This window comes from Aggregatibacter actinomycetemcomitans DSM 8324, assembly GCF_000372365.1.
Classification (GTDB): Bacteria; Pseudomonadota; Gammaproteobacteria; order Enterobacterales; family Pasteurellaceae; genus Aggregatibacter; species Aggregatibacter actinomycetemcomitans.
The window spans coordinates 1-20,664 of record NZ_AQUU01000019.1 but is presented as its reverse complement, the minus strand read 5'-3'; the positions used below and the strand labels follow the sequence as shown (position 1 = coordinate 20,664).

General features: G+C 43.6%; 28 protein-coding genes. All 28 read left to right on the top strand.

The window, feature by feature from the left end:
* Position 1 precedes the first annotated feature (1 nt).
* Positions 2–448: a phage holin family protein gene (locus A3CS_RS0109895; RefSeq protein WP_015971238.1), complete on the top strand. Its 447-nt coding sequence runs from the start codon at positions 2–4 to the stop codon at positions 446–448.
* Positions 445–813 carry a hypothetical protein gene (locus tag A3CS_RS0109890; RefSeq protein WP_005541594.1) on the top strand — a complete coding sequence of 123 codons (369 nt, stop codon included), beginning with the start codon at positions 445–447 and terminating at the stop codon, positions 811–813. The genes A3CS_RS0109895 and A3CS_RS0109890 overlap by 4 nt, the downstream gene beginning before the upstream one ends.
* A complete protein-coding gene (gene lysC / locus A3CS_RS1000000112585; protein WP_015971239.1) occupies positions 722–1,087 on the top strand; it encodes an Rz1-like lysis system protein LysC in 366 nt (121 codons plus the stop codon). The genes A3CS_RS0109890 and lysC (A3CS_RS1000000112585) overlap by 92 nt, the downstream gene beginning before the upstream one ends.
* 68 nt (positions 1,088–1,155) lie before the next feature.
* Positions 1,156–1,737 (top strand): glycoside hydrolase family 19 protein, encoded by a 582-nt coding sequence (locus A3CS_RS0109880; protein WP_015971240.1) that lies wholly within the window; start codon positions 1,156–1,158, stop codon positions 1,735–1,737.
* Positions 1,738–1,739: 2 nt separating this feature from the next.
* Positions 1,740–2,072, top strand: a complete 333-nt coding sequence (locus A3CS_RS0109875; RefSeq protein ID WP_015971241.1) for a DUF2570 domain-containing protein — start codon at positions 1,740–1,742, stop codon at positions 2,070–2,072.
* Complete coding sequence (gene lysC, locus A3CS_RS1000000112490; protein WP_015971242.1) at positions 1,984–2,265, top strand: Rz1-like lysis system protein LysC; 282 nt, start codon at positions 1,984–1,986, stop codon at positions 2,263–2,265. Before A3CS_RS0109875 ends, lysC (A3CS_RS1000000112490) begins: the two co-directional genes overlap by 89 nt.
* A 3-nt stretch (positions 2,266–2,268) precedes the next feature.
* Entirely contained in the window at positions 2,269–2,535 is a 267-nt protein-coding gene (locus A3CS_RS0109870) for a hypothetical protein (RefSeq protein WP_005537516.1), read from the top strand.
* Positions 2,536–2,691: 156 nt separating this feature from the next.
* The gene (locus A3CS_RS0109865; protein ID WP_005537520.1) at positions 2,692–3,252 is read left to right on the top strand and encodes a terminase small subunit; all 561 of its coding nucleotides are present in this window, start codon (positions 2,692–2,694) and stop codon (positions 3,250–3,252) included.
* Entirely contained in the window at positions 3,197–4,660 is a 1,464-nt protein-coding gene (terL, locus tag A3CS_RS0109860) for a phage terminase large subunit (protein ID WP_015971243.1), read from the top strand. Before A3CS_RS0109865 ends, terL begins: the two co-directional genes overlap by 56 nt.
* A gap of 1 nt (position 4,661) precedes the next feature.
* Positions 4,662–5,975 carry an anti-CBASS protein Acb1 family protein gene (locus A3CS_RS0109855; protein WP_015971244.1) on the top strand — a complete coding sequence of 438 codons (1,314 nt, stop codon included), beginning with the start codon at positions 4,662–4,664 and terminating at the stop codon, positions 5,973–5,975.
* Entirely contained in the window at positions 5,896–8,298 is a 2,403-nt protein-coding gene (locus A3CS_RS0109850; RefSeq protein ID WP_015971245.1) for a phage head morphogenesis protein, read from the top strand. The genes A3CS_RS0109855 and A3CS_RS0109850 overlap by 80 nt, the downstream gene beginning before the upstream one ends.
* Entirely contained in the window at positions 8,295–8,513 is a 219-nt protein-coding gene (locus A3CS_RS0109845; RefSeq protein WP_005579230.1) for a hypothetical protein, read from the top strand. The genes A3CS_RS0109850 and A3CS_RS0109845 overlap by 4 nt, the downstream gene beginning before the upstream one ends.
* 105 nt (positions 8,514–8,618) lie before the next feature.
* Entirely contained in the window at positions 8,619–8,711 is a 93-nt protein-coding gene (locus A3CS_RS1000000112340) for a hypothetical protein (protein ID WP_324602997.1), read from the top strand.
* Positions 8,712–8,929: 218 nt separating this feature from the next.
* Entirely contained in the window at positions 8,930–10,042 is a 1,113-nt protein-coding gene (locus A3CS_RS0109835; RefSeq protein ID WP_015971247.1) for a DUF2213 domain-containing protein, read from the top strand.
* A 13-nt stretch (positions 10,043–10,055) separates the two neighbouring features.
* On the top strand, positions 10,056–10,505 hold the full coding sequence (locus tag A3CS_RS0109830; protein ID WP_015971248.1) for a structural cement protein Gp24: 450 nt from the start codon (positions 10,056–10,058) through the stop codon (positions 10,503–10,505).
* 11 nt (positions 10,506–10,516) lie between these two features.
* Positions 10,517–11,431: a DUF2184 domain-containing protein gene (locus tag A3CS_RS0109825; RefSeq protein WP_005541375.1), complete on the top strand. Its 915-nt coding sequence runs from the start codon at positions 10,517–10,519 to the stop codon at positions 11,429–11,431.
* A gap of 10 nt (positions 11,432–11,441) precedes the next feature.
* Positions 11,442–11,801: a DUF4054 domain-containing protein gene (locus A3CS_RS0109820; RefSeq protein ID WP_015971249.1), complete on the top strand. Its 360-nt coding sequence runs from the start codon at positions 11,442–11,444 to the stop codon at positions 11,799–11,801.
* Positions 11,802–12,248: an HK97-gp10 family putative phage morphogenesis protein gene (locus A3CS_RS0109815; protein ID WP_015971250.1), complete on the top strand. Its 447-nt coding sequence runs from the start codon at positions 11,802–11,804 to the stop codon at positions 12,246–12,248.
* Entirely contained in the window at positions 12,245–12,616 is a 372-nt protein-coding gene (locus tag A3CS_RS0109810) for a hypothetical protein (protein ID WP_005541582.1), read from the top strand. Before A3CS_RS0109815 ends, A3CS_RS0109810 begins: the two co-directional genes overlap by 4 nt.
* Positions 12,588–13,043 carry a phage neck terminator protein gene (locus tag A3CS_RS0109805; protein ID WP_233112504.1) on the top strand — a complete coding sequence of 152 codons (456 nt, stop codon included), beginning with the start codon at positions 12,588–12,590 and terminating at the stop codon, positions 13,041–13,043. The genes A3CS_RS0109810 and A3CS_RS0109805 overlap by 29 nt, the downstream gene beginning before the upstream one ends.
* Positions 13,044–13,047: 4 nt before the next feature.
* Complete coding sequence (locus A3CS_RS0109800; RefSeq protein WP_015971252.1) at positions 13,048–14,556, top strand: DUF3383 domain-containing protein; 1,509 nt, start codon at positions 13,048–13,050, stop codon at positions 14,554–14,556.
* 49 nt (positions 14,557–14,605) lie between these two features.
* A complete protein-coding gene (locus tag A3CS_RS0109795; RefSeq protein WP_015971253.1) occupies positions 14,606–15,037 on the top strand; it encodes a phage structural protein in 432 nt (143 codons plus the stop codon).
* Positions 15,037–15,456, top strand: coding sequence for a phage tail assembly chaperone (locus tag A3CS_RS0109790; RefSeq protein ID WP_015971255.1), 420 nt, complete (start codon positions 15,037–15,039; stop codon positions 15,454–15,456). The genes A3CS_RS0109795 and A3CS_RS0109790 overlap by 1 nt, the downstream gene beginning before the upstream one ends.
* Before the next feature lie 150 nt (positions 15,457–15,606).
* Entirely contained in the window at positions 15,607–17,715 is a 2,109-nt protein-coding gene (locus tag A3CS_RS0109785) for a phage tail tape measure protein (protein WP_015971256.1), read from the top strand.
* Positions 17,716–17,718: 3 nt separating this feature from the next.
* A complete protein-coding gene (locus A3CS_RS0109780; RefSeq protein WP_015971257.1) occupies positions 17,719–18,486 on the top strand; it encodes a phage baseplate protein in 768 nt (255 codons plus the stop codon).
* A 16-nt stretch (positions 18,487–18,502) separates the two neighbouring features.
* Positions 18,503–18,811, top strand: coding sequence for a phage baseplate plug family protein (locus A3CS_RS0109775; protein WP_026161199.1), 309 nt, complete (start codon positions 18,503–18,505; stop codon positions 18,809–18,811).
* A 286-nt stretch (positions 18,812–19,097) separates the two neighbouring features.
* Positions 19,098–19,952, top strand: coding sequence for a phage protein (locus tag A3CS_RS0109770; protein WP_015971259.1), 855 nt, complete (start codon positions 19,098–19,100; stop codon positions 19,950–19,952).
* Positions 19,949–20,593, top strand: coding sequence for a Gp138 family membrane-puncturing spike protein (locus A3CS_RS0109765; protein WP_015971260.1), 645 nt, complete (start codon positions 19,949–19,951; stop codon positions 20,591–20,593). Before A3CS_RS0109770 ends, A3CS_RS0109765 begins: the two co-directional genes overlap by 4 nt.
* The last annotated feature ends 71 nt before the right edge of the window (positions 20,594–20,664 follow it).

The following is a 20,664-nucleotide window of genomic DNA, read 5'->3' as shown; positions in this document are numbered from 1 at the left end:
TATGCAACAGAACGGGCAGCTGAACGGGACAATAGATGTTGTTACATCGGTTATCGCTTTTCTGTTTTCCGGTTTGGGCGGCATCGTTAAGTGCATTACAACAGCAGAGGCGGAAGGAGATAAAGTTAGAATCGATATGGTGGCATCAAGTTTTTTTATTGGAGCATTTAGCGGAATGGTAGTCGCTTTTTTTTTGATGTCGCAAAAGATTGATACTTTGATGATTATCTCTATCGCAGGTGCATTCGGATATTTCGGGGTGCCTGCTTTGTGGGGGTTGTTGAGAGTGTTTTTCCGTCAGATTGGCGGAACTGTAGATGATTTGAAGTCTGGCTATGAATTAAAAAAAACAGAAAAGCAAGAACTAGCAGATGAAAAGGACGAAGATGTAACGGAATATGACGAACTGCCTCCAAAAAGGAAAACATCAAGGAGAAAGTCAAAATGAGCCAAGCGCAAGCACTTAGAATAAGCTCAATACTTGATAATGTATTTACATTTTTACTACTTATCGGGTGCTTAGGGCTTTTTGTACAAATCTACAAGCAAAACGATAATTTATCGGCATTGCAAAACAAATACGATCAGATGGTTGTATTGGCGGACCAGAGAATGAAACGGATTGACGCGTTACAAGCTAATTTGTCTGACCGTAACGACAAAATCGAGTTACTAATGCAAGCTCAAGAGGAAGAGCGTAAAGCAAACGGGGAGAGAATAGATGCTATCAGAAAAATCATTAAGGAAAACCGTTGCGTACGCAATAGCGGTATTAGTGGCGACGTCATTAACCGCTTGCTCAAATCTGAATAGCAACAAGCAACGAATTAAGATTGTGCGTGTATCAATCCCAGATGAATTATTAAGACCATGCCCCAAACCAGCATTTAGGGGAGATAGTGCATCAGATATTGCGGTCTACGCAGTTAAAGTGACAGACCAGCTCAAAATATGCAACCAACGCATTAATCAGATTAAATCTTTTGTCCGGCAAAATGATTACGAATCACCACTTAAAGATGGTCACAGTGGCGAACAGGGAGGAGGTCGCGAGACAGAAAGTATTGGTGTTGGTGTTGATGGCTAGCTAAAAAATGTAATTTTTCACACGGAAAGTGAAATTAACCTAAAATAAACGCAATTTTGAGGTCAAAAATGTTTATCACACAAGCTAAATTCAAACTTGTTTTTCCGCAAGCGGTTAAAGGTATTTATCCGACAATTGCGGCCTACGCCGAAGAGTATGGGCTAGATACAAAGCAAAAAGAGGCAATGTTTTTAGCGCAATGCGGTCATGAAACGGCAGGCTTTACCCGCTTTGCCGAGAATCTCAACTATTCGGCTGACGGATTGTTAAGAGTATTCCCGAAATACTTCAACAAGCATACCGCACAGCAATACGCCCGCAAGCCTGAAGCAATCGCTAATCGCGTTTACGCAAACCGAATGAACAATGGCGATGAAGCAAGCGGAGACGGCTGGAAGTATCGCGGGCGCGGAATAATCCAAGTGACCGGAAAGAAGAACTACCAGGCTTTCGAGTCTTGGGTTGGGGAAAGAGTTACTCCGGAATCATTATCCAGTGACATGGATTTATGCGTATTAGCAGGGTTTTGGTACTGGTCTGTAAACGGTTTGGACAAAATCTCCGATATTGTCGCTGTAACTAAACTTATTAACGGTGGGACTAACGGATTAAGTGACCGTAAAGCGTTATACGTAAACTTATTGGGGTGATTATGCTTTTTATCAGCAGATACATCACGGCTTCATTAGGCTTCATTATTTTGGGCTTGGGTGCGTGGTCGTGGAGCCAATCAAACACCATTACTAACTTAAGAGCGGAGAATAAGACGCAGGCACAAACCATTAAAAACCAGGAAGAAGCTAACAAGGCTTTAAACATTGCATTGCAGCAAGAGCGTCAAGCGGTCATTGAGCAGCAACAAAAAAACCAAGAAATCGAAAGGGCGGCAAGTGAAAATGCGGAAACCGTTAAAACAATCATTAAAACTCAACCTTGTTATCGTACTAAGCTCCCTCAGTCTGCTCTTGAGCGGCTGTACAAGTAAAGTTACAACCAAGGCGGAATATATTTACCCGCCTCAGGCTTATACCGCACCATGCGCTAAGACGCCTTTTACCGGCGAGACATACGGCGACGCAGTATTACAGCTTGTCAAAGTGACAGCCGAGCGCGATAAGTGCGCAGCCCAGGTTGACAATATTAATAAGTGGATAGTCGAAAGTAAAAAGAAGGAATAAACGATGAAAACCGAAAAAATCGAAATGGCAAATAACAAAACCCACGGTGAGAAATTAGTAGGTATTGATTTCAACGTTGGCAATCGTGGCGATGTCCATGATTGTAAACGGCGTTTCGCAGAAGCTATTAATCACTTGGAAACGCACAGAGCGGAAGCCTTTGAACATGGCACGCTAACGGCAGATAAAGAAATGCTATTAGATGAAGCTCAAAAGCGAATCATCGACGCACAAATGTGGGCGGTCAAGGCCATTACTTGGGGATTGTAAATTTAATCAAACAATAAAGGCGGTCAATAACGATCGCCTTTGTTGCATATATGCTACATATTTTAAATCTAATTCCAATGTTGGTATCAAAAAATCTCGGGATTATATTTAAGATATGTAATGTATATATGACAAATCAACTAAAAAGGATTAACCATGAGCAAAAAAGACGAGGTTAAATCCACGTCTAGGCGTGGTGAATCTAAATTAACTAACAAGCAAAAGCAATTCATTGAGGAATACCTCATTGACTTAAACGCAACTCAAGCCGCTATTCGATCTGGGTATAGCAAAGATACTGCGAAAGAGATAGGTTACGAGAACCTGACCAAACCTTACATTCAGCAGGCTATTGCAGAAGCTCAAAACAAAAGGTCAGAGCGAACTCAAATTAAGCAAGATGATGTTATCCGAATGTTGCTTGAAAACATAGAAATCGCCTCCGGTAAAAAAGCCGTGATCAAGACCGAAATAAGAAAATCGGAAGACGGTCAGCTTGTGGGCGACGATATAGCGCAATTCGTTTATGAATCATCTAGTGTGAATAGATCTTTGGAGTTGCTTGGTAAGCATTTTGGCATGTTTAGCGAAAAAGTGGAAGTTTCGGGTGATTTGCATATTGAACAACGAAACGAATTAAATCTATCGGGTTTGGATATTAATGAACTTGAGCAGCTTGAAAAATTACTCGAAAAAGGAAATCCTGAACAAGATTAGGATTGAGAAAGCCAAGAAATCATTAATGCACTTTACCACGCAGACAAAGCCTGATTTTATTACCGGTTTCTTTAATATTCTGATTGCACAAGAGCTGCAAAAGTTTTATCAAGATGTCGTCGACGGCAAGCAGCCCCGATTAATGATATATGCGCCGCCAAGAAGTGGGAAAAGTGAGTTATTTAGTCGCCGTTTTCCTGCGTGGGTGTTCGGACAAAACCCTGAACTACAAATAATCGCTTGTTCCTATTCTGCTGATTTAGCAAGTCGCATGAATCTCGACGTACAACGAATTATTGACGATCCAATTTATCACAGCATTTTTCCCAATACGGCGTTAAACATTAAAAACATTGCCACTATCAGTGGCAAACCGCTTCGTAACAGTGAAATTTTTGAAATTGTTGGGCATCTTGGAGCATACCGTTCAGCCGGTGTAGGTGGTGGTATTACAGGTATGGGGGCGGATATTGCAATTATTGACGACCCGGTAAAAGATGCGAAAGAGGCTAATTCGCAAACGGTTAGAGATAGTATTTGGGACTGGTACACAACTACGCTTTACACGCGTTTATCGCCTAAAAGCGGTGTTTTATTGGGCATGACGCGTTGGCATGAAGACGACTTGGCAGGTAGGCTAATTAAAGAAGCTGAAAATGGTGGCGACCAGTGGAGGATTGTTAAATTCCCCGCGATTGCGGAAGAAGATGAAGAATTTCGTAAAGAGGGCGAGCCGTTACACCCGGAACGATTTGATTTAGAGCGACTAAATAAAATACGTCAAGCGGTTGGTTCTCAAGCATGGAACGCGCTTTATCAGCAACGCCCATCAAACAAAGGGGGCGGTATTATCAAGGGTTCTTGGTTTGGCAGATACAAAGTTCCACCGATTATCAAAGTCAAGGCAATCTACGCCGATACCGCGCAAAAGACAAAGCAGCATAATGACTATTCCGTTTTCATCGTTGCCGGCAAGGGTGCCGATGGGAAAGCTTATATTCTCGATCTGATTCGTGGTAAATGGGAGGCGCCGGAGCTTGAGCAAACATTAAAAGACGTTTGGGCAAAACATAAAGCTAAAAAAGAAACTGGCATTCTTACCCGCGCGAATGTAGAGGATAAAGCCAGTGGCACAAGCTTGATTCAAACTATACGCCGCAATAATCAAATTCCGATAACGCCAATTCAAGTTGATGCCGACAAATATACGCGCGTGCTTGGTGTTCAGGGCTACATTGAAAGCGGTTATGTCATGCTGCCTGAAAGCGCGCCTTGGATAGCTGATTTTATTAATGAATGTGAAGCCTTTACCGCAACAGATAGCCACGCTCATGATGACCAAGTGGATGCTTTAGTTATGGCGATCTCGGATATTTTAGGTAAACCAAAATCACTACTGGATTTATAACATGAAATTTTTTGACGGCATTAAATCGCTTGCGCTGAAACTGGGAAGTAAGCAAGAGCAGACGTATTATTCGCCTAGCTTGAGTTTGACTGACGATCTGGTGCAATTAGAAGCCCTTTGGCGTGATAACTGGATTGCTAATAAAGTTTGCATTAAGCGCCCGGAAGACATGGTGCGTAACTGGCGCGAGATTTATTCAAACGACTTAAATTCAAAACAGTTAGATTTATTCACAAAATTTGAGCGCTCACTCAAATTGCGCGAAACACTTACTAAAGCGCTTCAATGGTCAAGCCTTTACGGTTCCGTTGGTTTGTTGGTTGTAACTGATTCGCAAAACACTAGCGCGCCGTTAAAACCGACCGAACGTCTAAAACGACTGATTATTTTGCCGAAGTGGAAAATCAGCCCGACCGGCACTAAAGACGATGATGTGCTTTCGCCTAATTTCGGCCGATACAGTGAATATTCAATCCTTGGCGGCAGTCAATCAATCACCGTCCATCACTCCAGATTAATTATCCTTAACGCCAATGACGCGCCGTTATCGGATAACGATATTTGGGGCGTGTCCGACCTGGAAAAAATTATCGATGTACTGAAGCGGTTTGATAGCGCTTCAGTGAACGTGGGCGATCTGATTTTTGAAAGCAAAATTGACATATTCAAAATTGCGGGGCTGTCGGACAAAATCGCCGCCGGCATGGAAAACGAAGTGGCAAGTGTCATTTCTGCGGTGCAAGAGATTAAATCTGCGACGAATAGCCTGTTACTTGACGCCGAAAACGAGTACGACCGGAAAGAACTGACTTTTACGGGCTTAAAAGACCTGCTCACCGAATTTCGTAATGCGGTAGCGGGTGCAGCGGATATGCCGGTAACGATTTTATTCGGTCAGTCCGTTTCAGGGTTGGCAAGCGGCGACGAAGATATTCAAAACTACCACGAAGCCATTCGTCGCTTACAGGAAACTCGATTACGTCCAATCTTTGAGATTATCGACCCGCTGATTTGTAATGAGCTGTTCGGTGGGCTTCCTGCCGACTGGTGGTTTGAGTTCGTGCCGTTAACTACGGTGAAACAGGAGCAGCAAATCAATATGCTAAACACATTCGCCACTGCCGCGAATACGTTGATTCAAAACGGCGTGCTTAACGAATATCAAATAGCCAACGAATTGCGCGAAAGTGGCTTGTTTGCTAATATCTCCGCCGAACACATCGAGGAACTGAAAAATGCTGATGAATTTGCCGGAAATTTTGAAGAGCCAGAAAAAATGGAAGGCGCGCAAGTTCAGAACAGTGAAGACCAGTAAACGAACCGAACTTTGGTATAGACAACAGCTTAAACAATTCGTCAAAACCATGACGGACGACATAGAAAGAGCTTTGCAGCAACCGCAAGGCTCTTTTTTTATGGACGACGCCGAGGGATTTAAGGCGATTAGTGCGAAAGCCTTGTTGGCATATTTGGAAAAGTACGAAAAAACCGACCGCACTTCACAGGCTGAAAATATAGCACAGGGTTTTGTTAGTCGTGGCGACGCACAAAACCAGGCGGAAGTATCAACCAACCTGAAAAATCAAACAGGCGTGGATTTGGCGGGATATTTGCGCAATAGCCCGAACATTGCCGAGAAAGTCAATGCGTTGACGATTGATAATGTTCAACTGATAACCAATATAAGCTCACAATATTTGGATAAGGTTAAAAGTGCGGTTACTAGAGCAATGGTTAGCGGCTCTTTAAACAAAGATTTAGCTGCGCAAATTAAGGCCATTGGGCAAAAAACCGAAAAGCGCGCTGCATTTATCGCCCGCGACCAATCTTCAAAACTTAACGCCGCATTGACGCAGGCACGCCATGAAGATTTAGGTGTTAAAAAATATATGTGGAGTACGGCGGGTGATGAGCGCGTGCGGGATAGTCATGAGGAATTAGACGGTAAAGTGTTTAGTTATGACAAACCTCCTGAGGTTGGCAATCCGGGTCATGATTTTAATTGTTTTCCTGGTCAATCAGAACTTAAAGGTCTTCCACGTCCTGAGAAACTCTACCGCAGATGGTATAGCGGTAAATTGACCGAGCTCGTTACGGATAACGGTACAGTCTTGCTTGCGACACCTAATCACCCAATATTGACGAGTAATGGAATTAAATCTATTGATTCGGTTAACGTGGGTGATTATCTCGCTTGCGAAATTAAGCAAACTTTCGACACAGTCAAACTCAACGGCAAGAACTTGATACCCACGATTGAACAAGTTTTTAATTCTTTGCTTCTGAATGGCGTTAGAACTTCTATATCTTCCAGTAAAAGCGGTAAGTTCCACGGCGACTTTTCCGATAGCGAAATCGAGATTATATCCATCGACAGCTTTTTGATAGATGTATTGAATGCCTTGTTTATCAAGAAATTGCCTGAACTCGGGTTCACCAATGCCGATATGGTAATTTGCAAGGCTTTGTTCTCTACTGATAGCCATTTTGATCTTCTCAAGTGTGCTTCTGGTTCGACCGGTAGCAGCTTTATGAGCAGATTCAACTTGCTTTGTTCTTTGCTCGTCGCTCATTTGACTCCACTTGAGCTTTTCTGCCTCGGATTGGGTGCGAATATTGGCATTATTGGAAAGCAAATACCTGCGAATAACATTTCGAGAGACGTTGAAATGTTTAGCAATCATATTTTCGCTTGTGCCGCTCTCATACATGGCAAGGATTTCATCAACTGGCAAAGAGATCGCATTATGTCCTTGGTAGCGCCCAATTTTGGACACCGTTACACCGATAGCTTTGAAACGCTTTCTAAGCGTCTCTTGGTTACAACCAATAATAGTGCTAACTTTGGCAACGCTCAATCCTTGGGCATAGAGTTTCGCCGCGTGGTTAATAAGGTCGTCACTCAAGCGTCTTGTCATATTTATAACCTCCAAACTGTTTCTGGTTATTATAACATAAATTCGGTATTTGTAAGCAACTGCCGGTGCGTGGCAATTCCGGTGTTCGACGAGGCGCAGTCGAAAGCTAAAGCGCAAGAGACACTATCGGAACCGGTAAAAGAGAATTTGACGCTTTCGATTGATAAACTTGTTGAAAAATCAAAGAAAATAGAACAGACAATTACGGCAGATATTAACAATATCACCATAAAAGCAGGTGGTAAACTTGTCGGATTAGAAAATCGTCTAAAAACTGCGCCTTCAATAAAGAGAAAAATTGAAGCTGAGGTTGCAGATGGATTTTCCAAGTCGCTGTCACTGAATAAAATTGGTGATGCCATTCGGTACACGACAGTTTTCAAGGAAGGGGATTTTGTTACTCGCTATAAAGCAATGCAGTATTTGTTGGCGATCAAGGGGTATAAAACTATCATAGTCAAAAACACTTGGAAAAATGATAGCGCATATACAGGCGTTAATACATTTATCCAAAATGAAGATGGTGATGTTTTTGAAATGCAATACCATACACAGCAGAGTTTTGACTTAAAAAATGGTTTATTGCATAAAATCTATAAGCAATTTAGAAATCCAAAAACGCCATTCCACGAAAAAGAGAAGTTATTGCTTGAAATGCGTAAGCTAAGTAGTAAAATTAAGGTACCAAAAGGTATTGAACTTATTGAGGATAAAAAATGAGTTTTCAATATTACTTAGCAAACATTGGCGAGAATCGACAGAAACTTATCAGAGGAAACCCTTCTGATTTATTATCTTTTTCGGTATTTGAGCCAAAAAAATTAGAGTGGGATTCCTCACGAGGTATTTCATGGGCTGAGCGCTTACTTGAAAGTGGTTTTAGTGATTTCAAGGTTATTTCGGAAAGTGACGCTATTCGATTTATGAGAAACTGATAATGAATCTATCAACAAGAGCTGAATTGTTCGCGAAATCAATCCATCATAATCAGGTGGATAAGTAGTGTAAAAGGTTGGTTATTTGGTGTCAATCCTTCTCGCGTGAAGCCTGAAATCAAGGCTAAACTCATTGAATATCAAAAAGATTGGTACGAAGTACTTTGGGATTATTGGAAGCTTGGTATTGCTAAGTAGGAAGATATTAGACAGCAACGAGAGGTTCTGGAAGAAAACGAGAGTGAATCTAAAAAACGAGGTAGTGAAGCAGCTCGCGCACTGCAAAAGCGAAAAATGGAAAAATATACCTATCAAGAAATTGTGGTGCGTTTAACGCAAATGGAGCAATTGAGCTTTCCGTTTCAAATTAACTAACCGCTTACAGCAATGTAGGCGGTTTTTTATTGGGGTAAATAATGAAATTCACAGATAAAACAGCGCAGGCAAAAACGCAGCGTACCATCACCAAGGACGGTTTCTTAGTTGTGCCGGCAACCATTTCCAAGGTTGGCGTGTTTGACTATCTGGCAACCGAACTCGGCTTGGAAGAAGAAGGTATTAAGAAAGTCGCCCGAACGGAGAAATCTTTGTTTGGTGACGAAACCATTAAGAGTTTTGAAAATGCCACGCTGACTATCGGACACCCGGAAGACGGCGTAAATGCCAAAAACTGGAAACAACTTTCAGTTGGTGTGGTGCGCAATGTGAAGCGCGTTGGTGATGAACTGACAGCGGAAGCGTGGATTTATGACGAAAACGCGATTAAAACCGTGCAGGAACAAGGCGTTGAGCAATTGTCTTGCGGCTATGACTGCGATATTAAGCTGTCAACCGTACAAGATGCAGATTTTGAGATGTCGCCGATGATCGGCAACCACGTAGCGATTGTGGCAAAGGGTCGTTGCGGTGGAGGTGTAAAACTTGCCGATGAGGATAAAACCATTATGGGTAAAACCGCAAAATTCCTCGATGCGTTTTTAGGTGCGTTCGGTATTAAGTTATCGGACGAGCAGAAAAAACAAATCGAAGATGAAGATGAAGAAAAAAAAGGCAAGGATGGTGAAGGCAAACCGGAAGGGGAGAAAAAGCCGACTGAGCCTAAAAACGATGAATCCGATCCGAAAAAAGAAAAGGAAGACAACGTGGACAAAGAAGAATACGAAAAAAAATTAGCGGCAAAAGACGCTGAAATTCAACAGTTGAAAGACGCACAAGCGAAACAGGAAGCAGACGCGAAAAAAGCTGCCTTATTAGCTGACGCTCAAACCGTTTTCAAAGATGTGAAGTTCGCTGATAACGCAACCGTTCGTGAAATTCAAGAAAGTGCGGTAGTGGCCCAAGGCATTTTCACGAAAGACGAAGCTGCTAAGTTATCCGATGCGGAGATTTCCGGCGCATATCAAACTGCAAAAGCGGTTGTGGCGAAATTGGCTGATGAACGCAAATCACTTGGTAGTATTTTGCTTGGTGACGCTGCGCCAAATAAAGCTGCGCCAACGATTGACTTCAATAAAAATTACAACAGTTAAGGAGGGTGACTAAATGAGTTACGCTTATGAACAAGCGCCTGCGCGTGCGGGTGAGTTAGGTAAGGGCAACCTTGCCAGTGCAAAAACAAGTGCCGAAATGGTTTCTGGTGGCGCATTAAAAGCAGGGTTATTCGTCGCGTTAAATGCTGCCGGTGGTGTAAAAGCCTTAGCAGCAAAAACTGACGTTATCGCCGGTGTAGTTTTGGCAAGCCGAATCCAAGACGAATGGAAGGAAGGTGAGTTGGTAGATGTCATGCATATTGCGCCTGCCGACGCAATTTGGGTGATTGTGGCAGATGGTGAAACCGTTGCTCGCTGCGACAAGGTTTATGCTATAGCCGTAGAAAATGGCAATAAAAAATCAGGCACAATCCAAGGCAAAGCGGACGCAACCAACGCGATCGCAACTGATTACAACGTAATTGATGTTAAAGGTCAATTAGCGTTAATTACCAAACTTTAAGGAGTGATCCAATGTCATTATTGGCTTATGTAAAAAATGGCTTAACCGCCGTAAGTAAGGATATTGCAGAAACAAAATATCCTGAAATCGTCTTCCCGCAATTTGTTTATGTAGATCAGCAAACTGCGGTAGGCATTACCGAAAAACTGCATTATGGCGCCGATGAACACGGTTCCCTTGACGATGGTTTGATTACCGTAGGCACAAGCACCCTTGATCAAGTGGAAGTAGGCTTTACGCCGACCCGCTCTTACATTGTACCGTGGGCGAAATCCGTAACATGGACTAAACCTGAGCTTGAGCAAGGTAAATTATTGGGCTTAGCGCTGAACACCGCAAAAATCATGGCATTAAATAAAAATGCACAACAAACTTTGCAAAAAGTCGCGTTCTTGGGTCATGCCAAAGATTCCCGTTTAACCGGTTTGCTGAACAACAAATCTGTGGAAGTGTATGCGATCAAAGGTGCTGCACAAAACACCAAAGTTCAGGCAATGGACTTTGATAAAGCCGTGGCTTTCTTCAAAGAAATTTTCCTTAAAGGCATGGAGAAAACCAAACGCATTGAAGCGCCGAACACTTTCGCCATTGATAGCCTTGATTTGGCTCACTTGGCATTGGTGCAACGCGCAAACACCGACACTACCGCGTTAGAGTTTTTAACTAAACATCTTTCTGCGGCAGCCGGTCGTCAAGTTGCGATTAAAGCGCTACCATCCAATTACGGTACTCGCGTAACAGACGGTAAAACTCGCGCGATGGTTTACGTCAACAGCAAAGAACACGTTATCTTTGACGTGCCGATGTCGCCAACTGTATTAGACGCACAGCCTAAGGGCTTATTAGCCTTTGAATCAGGTTTGCGTATGGCATTTGGTGGTGTAACATTCATGGAGCCTGATTCAGCGCTTTATGTCGACTACTAAGGGGTGAGTTATGCCATTAACCGAAGATTTTTTATTGCGCTATACTGAATTTGGAAAGACCGATGCAAAACGTATCGGTCTTTTTCTTTCTGACGCACAGGCGGAAGTAAGCAAAGTTCAGTGGGGTAAATTATACGATCGCGGTGTAATGGCATTAACCGCGCATTTGCTCAAACTTAGTGCGGACGCAGAAATTAGCGGAGGTGCCGCAAACCGTAATCTCGCAAGCGAAAGTGCGGGCGAATTGTCGGTGAGTTATACGGCACCAATTTCCGCAAATGGTTCTGATGATTTTTATCAGCTTACGGCGTATGGGCAAGAGTATTTGCGCTTGCGTAGATTGATTGGTGTAGGCGTTATGGTGGCTTAAATGGCGGTAACTGTAACGGCTAATTTCAGCGCGGCGAAACAACTGATTGAGCAGATGAAGTCGCTAAAAGAAAAGGCGGTTTATGTGGGGTTCCCCGCAGAGTTTGATGAGAAGGTAAAAGGGAGTGAAAACTTTAATCTCGCTTCCTTAGCGGCGGTGTTGGAGTTCGGTAACGAACATATTCCTGCCCGTCCTTTCCTGCGCCAGACGCTTGAGGAAAATCAGGAAAAATATACCGCACTTTTTATCCAATGGTTCGATCAGGGTGTACCTGCTGCGCAAATCTATGAACGATTGTCCGTTATGGCGCAAGGTGATGTGCAGATGAATATCGTCAAGGGTGAATGGGTAGCAAACGCCAAATCAACCATTAGACGCAAGAAGTCAAGCAAGCCTTTAATTGACACAGGCAAAATGCGCCAATCTGTGAGGGGTATTGTCAAATGAGCCTAATTAATCAATCGGGGCGCTTTTTAAATAGCCGATTTCGTCAGCAAATCACTGTTCAAAAGCAATCAGGATCGCATTCTGCAAGTGGCTTTGATGTGAGGTATGAAAAGCAACAAATCACCGCGATTGTAATTCCTACATCGCCTAACGATGTTTTGCTATTGCCGGAAGGTGAGCGCTATTTGCCGTCTATTAAAGTTTACACGCAACAGCAGCTCAATATCGGTGACCTGGTGGACTATCGGGGGCAAACCTACAAAATCAAAACCGCAGCAAACTGGGGAGATTATGGATACTACAACAATATCGGGGTTCGACATAGTCAGACTGCGAAAGTTGATTCAACAGGCTTTACAGTTACCTGATGGTGTGGTGATTGGTGGGTGGTTGCCTGAAAATCCGTTAAGTGCATTTATTACCGTAGATGTACTGATGAGCAGTGAAACGGGTATCGCAAGGCGGGATTTCGACGGCAAGCGTGAGAGGATCACCATGTCAATGCAAAACACGGTAAGTTTTTCCTGCTTTGGCACAAATGCCATGGCACAGTGTTACAAGCTGAAGGCCATCTTGCAAAGTTCTGTGATACTGCAAGCCTTAAAAACAATGAATGTCGGCATTGTGAGCTTCTCCGATGTGCGCAACCTCACGGCAACCATCGGCTCCGATTATGAAGAGCGCGGGCAGTTTGACGCGGTGTTCAGTCATCATCATATCGTCGATACGCCGCTTGATCCGATTAAGCGCGTAGAGCAACGAACAAATCATTTAACTCAACAAATAGGAGAATAGCCTTATGGCATTATCTATTTCGCATATTGTCAATGTACAGTTAAACACGGTGCCGAAATCTGCTGCACGAAAATCATTCGGCATTGTCGCGTTGTTTACGCCGGAAGCGGGGCAGGCATTCGCCGACGAGAAGACGCGTTATGTATATGTTGAAAATCAACGCGATGTCGAACAGTTATTCGGCACCAATTCAGAAACAGCAAAAGCGGCGCAACCGTTTTTTGCGCAAAGCCCACGCGCTAAACAACTAATCGTCGCTCGTTGGCAAAAATCAGCTTCAACCATCGAAGCAACCAAAAACACGTTGAGCGGTGCGACATTATCAGACGATTTGGAGCGCTTTAAATCTGTTGTTAATGGTCGTTTTTCGTTAACTATTGGTGGTGACGTTAAAAAAGTTGATGGGTTGTCTTTTGCACGCCTTGCTGATTTTAATGCGGTAGCCACAAAAATTCAGGAAAAATTGACCACACTTTCTGTTGCCGTGTCGATTGCTTATGACGAAACCGGCAATCGCTTTATTGTCAGCGCAAATGTAGCCGGCGAAGATAAAAAAACCGAAATTGATTACGCCATTGATGAAGGTGGAGAAGGTGAATATATCGGCGCATTGCTTAAGTTAGAAAACGGGCAAGCGAGCCGTAAAGTCGGTAAAAATTCCGTATCCCTGAAAAAAGAAACCTTGGGCGAAGCGTTGTTTAACGTTGCGGAAGTAAATAACACTTGGTACGGCTTCACCGTGGCAGCGCAATTAACCGATAGTGAAGTGGAAGCAGCGGCGAAATACGCCCAAGCCAACACAAAACTATTCGGGGCAAACGTGATACGCGCCGAACAAATTGAATGGTCTGCCGATAACATTTACAAGAAATTGTATGATGCGGGCTTAGATCACACCTTAGCGATGTTTGATAAAAACGATATGTACCCGGTATCTTCGGCTTTAGCCCGTTTGTTATCAACCAACTTTGCCGCAAACAATTCAACCTTGACGCTAAAATTCAAGCAGCAGCCGACCATCACGGCGGACGAAATCACCGCGACAGAATTTGCCAAAGCTAAGCGCCTTGGAATCAACGTTTATACCTATTTTGATGATGTGGCGATGATTGCGGAAGGTACGGTTATTGGCGGTAAATTTGCTGATGAAATCGTGATCTTAGATTGGTTTGTTGACGCGGTGCAAAAAGAAGTATTCGCCCGCCTTTACAAATCACCGACTAAAATCCCATTGACAGATAAGGGGCAGGCGATTTTAATTGCGGCGGTTGAAAAGGTTTGTCTTGAAGGCATCAACAACGGCGCATTCGCACCGGGTAAATGGACAGGGGCAGGGTTTGGTAATTTATCTACCGGTGATTACTTAGACAAAGGGTTTTATGTCTGGGCGGCGCCAATGGATACGTTATCTGACAGCGACCGACAAGCCCGTCGCGCAACACCGATTCAAACTGCGGTGAAATTAGCCGGTGCAATCCATTCAAGCGATGTGATTGTAAACTATAACCGATAACCCCAAAGCCAGGACTATTCCTGGCTTTATTTTTTAATAAGGAAAAACCATGGCAGTTTTCGATCAAAAACAAGTTGTCGTGTTATTAGACGGCAAAGAAATCAGCGACTGGGCAGACGGAGCAGATGTTATTAACGCCACAAATCAGGTTGACGCTGGACAAATGGTTATTGGCGCAAATGGTACGGGTGTTTTTATCGCCAATCCAGACCAGTCAGGCAAACTGATGTTGAAAATCAAACAACATTCTGAAGATAACGCTTATCTATCCAAGTTGTTTAATCAGCAAAAAACAAGCATTAGGACCTTTTTGCCTATTACCCTCGCTATCCGCGACTTAATCAACGATGACGTGGTAACGGGAACCAAAGGCTATTTCACTACGCCCGCGCCTTATATGCGCGGTAACGGGCATAATGCGACCACATGGACCATTGTGTTCGAAAAAATGACGATGAATCTTGAAAAAGGTGTTCAATAATGGAACAAAGCAAACAATTTACGCTTGAAGACATCACCTATAACATGACACCGGCAAATGCGACGGCGTCATGGGCCGCATTAAAAAATGCGCTGAAATTGGTGCAACACGTTGACTTATCAAATATCGGCAAGGAAAAAGGCAATAATGTCGGCGCTAATATGTTGACGGCAATTCTTGCCAATTTAGGCGATCCAAGCATTAAAGCCTTGGAAGATATTGTCTTGAAACACACCTCCTGCGAGCAGGACGGAAAGCAATACCGCTTATCAGAACGTTTTGATGCGCATTTCAATCAACATCGCGGGCATTTATTACCCGTACTGAAAGAAGGTTTGGTGTATCAATTAGCCGATTTTTTTATCGGTGGGGGCGGATTGCTGAGTTCTATGCTTGCAAATCTGAATCAAACACAGTAAGCCGGTCTGATTCAAAGGTTGATTGGTTTATTTTTACACCTATTGTTAAGCGCTTCTGTACGCTGCATGAATTAAGGTCGGTATATTCTTTAGCCGACCTTTTGTCTTTTCATGAAGTGATTGTGGAGCTAAACCAAATGGAACAATCCAATGCTACTCAATGAACTACTTATTAAAATCGGCTTCGACGCTGACAGTCAGGCTATGCAGCAATTTGAACAATTGCTTAATACGCTTGAGCAAGGGGCGAATGGTGCTGCCGAACAACTAGGTGATTTTGCAAAAGCAATTGAAGATGTTGCAAAAGAAGCCGTTGAGCAAGCAAAGGAAATGCCTGAATTCTCCGAATTTTTTAAGTCGTTAGACGATTTACAGGAGAAGACCAAGGATTTATCGCAAGATGAAGCACTTGACGCATGGGTTCAGAAAATCCTTGAAAGTGACGAGCTGTTATCTGGTTTTGGGGAGGATTTCACCACCAATGCACAAGAGCTTGAACAAGGTTTGGTTTCCCTTGGATTGAGCTCGGAGGATGTCGAAAAGGTTATTGTAAAACTCAAAGACGCTATCGAGAAAAAGCAAAAAACCACCGAACACGACACCAAAAGTACTCAAGAAAACACTGAAGCACAAAAAGACAATGCGCAAAGTGCCGGTAATTTAGCCGATAAGATGATAGCCCTTTGGGCGACCAAATACGGTGCTGATGGGCTGATTCAAAAATTCGAACTGCTCGGCATCAGTATCAGTAAAACCACATTGAAATTTGTGGCGTTTGGTGCGGCGTTTTATGCGGCAACCATCGGAGTAAAAAACTTTGTCGATAATAACCTTGATGCCCTGAATGAAATTAAACAGCTTTCGGCGGTAACAGGCGAAGCAGCAGACCAGATCTACAAACTTGGTAAAGTTGCCGAAGTTAACGGATCTTCTTCACAGGCAGTGCAGGCGTCAATTGAAGGGTTGTCACGCACTATCGGTGAAGCGGCGGCGGGAATTGGTCGCGGTGCCAAGTATTTTGAGCAGTATGGATTAAGCGCTAAAAAAGCCAACGGAGATGTGAAAACGTCGAGTGAAATACTTGGCGAAATCTCTGACAAGATGAAAAAAATGGGCGAGCAGGAGCAGATTGCTATGCTTGCCAAGCTTGGCATTGATGGTTCAATGATCCAGCTTTTGCGTCTTGGTAATGATGAACTTCGCGAGCAAATCGAACTTGCTGACAAGTTAACGCTCGGTGTAGGCAATGCGGAAAACGCGAAAACGGCGGCGGCATTTAAAGACAATATGACGCAGCTCACGCAAGTTTTTACAGCAATGGGGGAATACCTGTCGTTACGCATTGCGCCCGCGATTTCTCGCATTATTGAGCGCTTTACAAAATGGTTTTCAGAAAACAATGATTTGATTAAAGCCATTTTGAACGGCTTCGGCAGGGTGTTTTCATTCTTGTTTGAGTTAGCTGGGGCAATTGATAATGTGGTGTCAAATACCATCGGCTGGCGTACTGTGATTTATACCCTGGGCGCGGCGTTGCTTTGGTTAAGTCGTCGCATGATTTTAGCGTTTGCTACCAATCCTATTACGCTTGTTTTGGCAGCGATTTCAGCCGTCTTTTTGTTGGTTGATGATTTTATTGGATATTTAGAGGGTAATGAAACAGCCTTGGGTGAGTTTTGGAAACCTTTTAAATCCGCGCTTTTGTGGGTAAAAACCACATGGCAAAACTTTATCGATAATTTCACTGTAGATCCTATTGGTTCAACACTATCACTGGTTACCAATATGATTGAGCTGCCTTTTAAGCTCGGCTTGGCATTAGTGGTTGGTTTGTGGAATTTATTCACTGGTCAACAGTTAGATCTTGATGTGATTGAAAAGGGCTTCGCTAAAGTCACCGATTGGATTAAAAAACCGTTCCAGTCAGCCTTCGATTGGGTAAAGGGTTATTACGATGAATACATTGGTCCGATTATTGATACGGTGAAAGATTGGTTTGGTTCTAGCGGAACTGGCAAAGTGAGTGAGAACACAAAAGCCTATGATGCAATGATGTTTGACCCGAATTACTATGCGACAGCCCCGCAAGTGGCAGCCGCCGGATTGGGGCAGGGGACATCAAACGCGGATAACAGTATCAAAAACAGTAATAACAAGATCACCATCACACAAAACATTCAAGGCGCGGACAATCCTAAGATCGTTGCGGATCAGTCTGCTCGTGCAATTAGTAATCAACTTTCGCCTATTGTGGGGTAATCAATGTTTAATTTTGCACAGGTCTCTAACCGGTCAATTGGAACGATTAAATTTGATGTAGTGACAATCGAAGATCATCAATCTGATCTCTCCATTACCGAAAATCCTATTGAGTCAGGTGCGGAGATTGCCGATCATGCAGTGATTCAACCTAAACAGGTGACAATCAATGGTATTATGGTCGATCAAGATCACGGTGCTTTTGGTTTGAATGCAGGTTATATCGGTAATATCAGAGGGGGAATAGACTTCTTAAATAATTTACCATTGCCCCGCAAAGTGGTTACGCAGACCGTACAGACTATTGCAAAAGTAGCGCGTATTGTGACTATCGCTGCTAGTCCAGGTCTTAATGCTACAGGTCAAGCACGAAAACTTGCTCCTTGGTTACCTGATTTTTCTGTGATGCATTTATTAGGTAACTCATTAGGTGATAGTCGGGTGCAGAAGTGCTATGCAGATTTAGTCGCTTGTCAGAAATCGGGCGAAACCATCGAGATTCAGACCGGCATCCACTTGTACAAAGATATGCTAATCCAATCTGTGGCGGTTTCGCAGGCGCAAGATGGTAGCGCCACATTCACGATCACCGCGCGAGAAATCTTTGTTGTGAACACCGCAACAACGAAAAGCGGGAAGACTACGACGGCAGGCAATAAGAAAAGTGGTCGGGCGGGTTCGCAATCCGCCGCAAAAACGCAACAAGGCAATACACAGCCTGTCGCAAAAGAGCCGAAAAAAAAATCAGCGCTCTTGAATATCTTTTCTTAGGGTGGTTTAGATGATAATGCAACAAATTCCCGTAACACAATCACCACACCAAGAACAAACGTTCGAGTTTAACGGAACCAAGATTCGCCTCACGCTTCGATTTAACAGTGTGGGGCGTTTTTGGGCAATGGATGTATTTCAGCCGGTGAATCAAAAACAAATTTGCACAGGTCAAGCGCTTGCTTGCGGCGTTCCGTTACTTGTCCGCAGTACGCAGCCTTATTTTTTCTTCCTTGAAGATGAGAGCGGTGCAGAGTTAGATCCGATGGAAATATCGGATTTAGGCACTCGTTGTTTTTTGTATATAGGTGAAAAGTCATCGTAAAAACGACCGCACTTTAGAATAAAACAAACCCCGATAGCTGGTAACTATCGGGGTTTTTCATTCCAACTTTCCCAATAAAGAAGGAACAAATTTTGAGTAAGTATAGCAAAACTAAGTTAAAAATCCACTTAAAAGAGGGGTTATAAATGGAAACAAATGCAATTCTATTCTGCGCGGTGCAATCGCGTTTTCTATTGTTATTGTTGCCCTTGGATTGTTTGCTTTATGTATCACACCGTTAGCTAATGTTTTGATTGAAGTTATAAAATAACTTTAAGGGGGATGCATGAAGCAATTCGGGCGACGATGGAAACTTGACATAAGCAACGATCAGGAAACGTTGAGCATCGAACAATTGCGGGTGGCATTTGAAATTGATAAGACTATCAACGAGAAGCCAAACCCGGCAAAAATCCAAGTCTGGAATTTAAATCGAGATCACCTCAATCAACTTTTAAGTGGTGCCTTCAAAAAAGTGGCTTTATCGGTTGGTTATGGCGAATTGCGCCAGATTTATTCCGGTGATATTACAAAAGCACGTGTATTACGTCATGGCTTGGATTTCGTGTTAACGCTAGAATGTGCGGACGGACATCAAGCCTATACGAAATCTCGGGCAACAACGACACTTAAAGCGGGTGCAACAGATGAGCAAATTGTTCAAGAATTACAGAAAACCATGCCAAAAGTGCGGACGGGCGCAATAGACATTCCGAATCAGCGTAAACTTCCTCGCGGGCGTGTATTAAACGGCAACAGCCGGGATATTCTCACCAAGATCGCGCGTAATAATGGGGCGAATTGGTCTATTCAGGACGGTTCTTTGGTTTTTTTGCCGAAAGACAAGGTGTTGAGTGATGACGCCGTTTTGTTGTCGCAGGAAACAGGCATGATTAACGCACCGGAGCAAACCGATGATGGGCTTGAATTAACCTGTTTGCTTAATCCTGCATTGCAAATAGGTGGGTTAGTCCAGGTGGAATCAATCTTAGAGTATTTCAACGGCGAATATAAAATCGTGAAGCTTGCGCACAGTGGAGATGGTATTGGCGGAGATTGGAAAAGCAAACTCACCGTGATTGACGGCAAGTTCAAAAAAGTGGAAAAACCGAAGAAAGACAGTAAAAAGGATAAAAAATGAGTTATGACCAATCGCTTGCTACCCCAGAAACGGCGACAGATCAGCAAATCCAGCAAGATAGGCTGAACTTACACACCGCTTTACCGGCTAAAGTGGTCAGCTTCGATCCTGCAAAACAGACAGTTACCCTTGCGGTGCAAATTAAAATGCAACTTGCAGACGGAAGCGGCGCTGACATTCCTCCGTTGGTTGATGTGCCAGTAAGTTTCCCGCGCGGAGGGGGCTTTGCAGTGACGTTCCCACTACAGGCTGGCGATGAAGGCATTGCTATTTTCTCCGAACGTTGTATTGATGGCTGGTGGCATAGTGGCGGTGCGTCGTTGCCACTAGATTTTCGGCTGCATGACTTGTCTGATGCTATGTTTATCCCGGGCGTCTGTTCGGTGCCGAAAGCGATTAATGGATTTTTTACCGGCGGTTTATCCATGCAAACCCTTGACGGTGGCACGTATATTCGCATTGTGAACGGTTCAATCAAGATCAAAGGCAATATTGAACACGACGGTAACACAAAACAAAAAGGCGAATTACATTCGACGGGCGAAATTATTAGCGATACGGACGTAAAAGCGGCGGGTATTTCCGGCAAGTCACATACTCACCGGGGCGACAGCGGCGGAACAACAGGAACACCACAATGACAACAAGAGTAAGACGGCTGGATAAAAATCACGATTGGACGTTTGGGCAAGGTTTTTCGAACTACGCCACT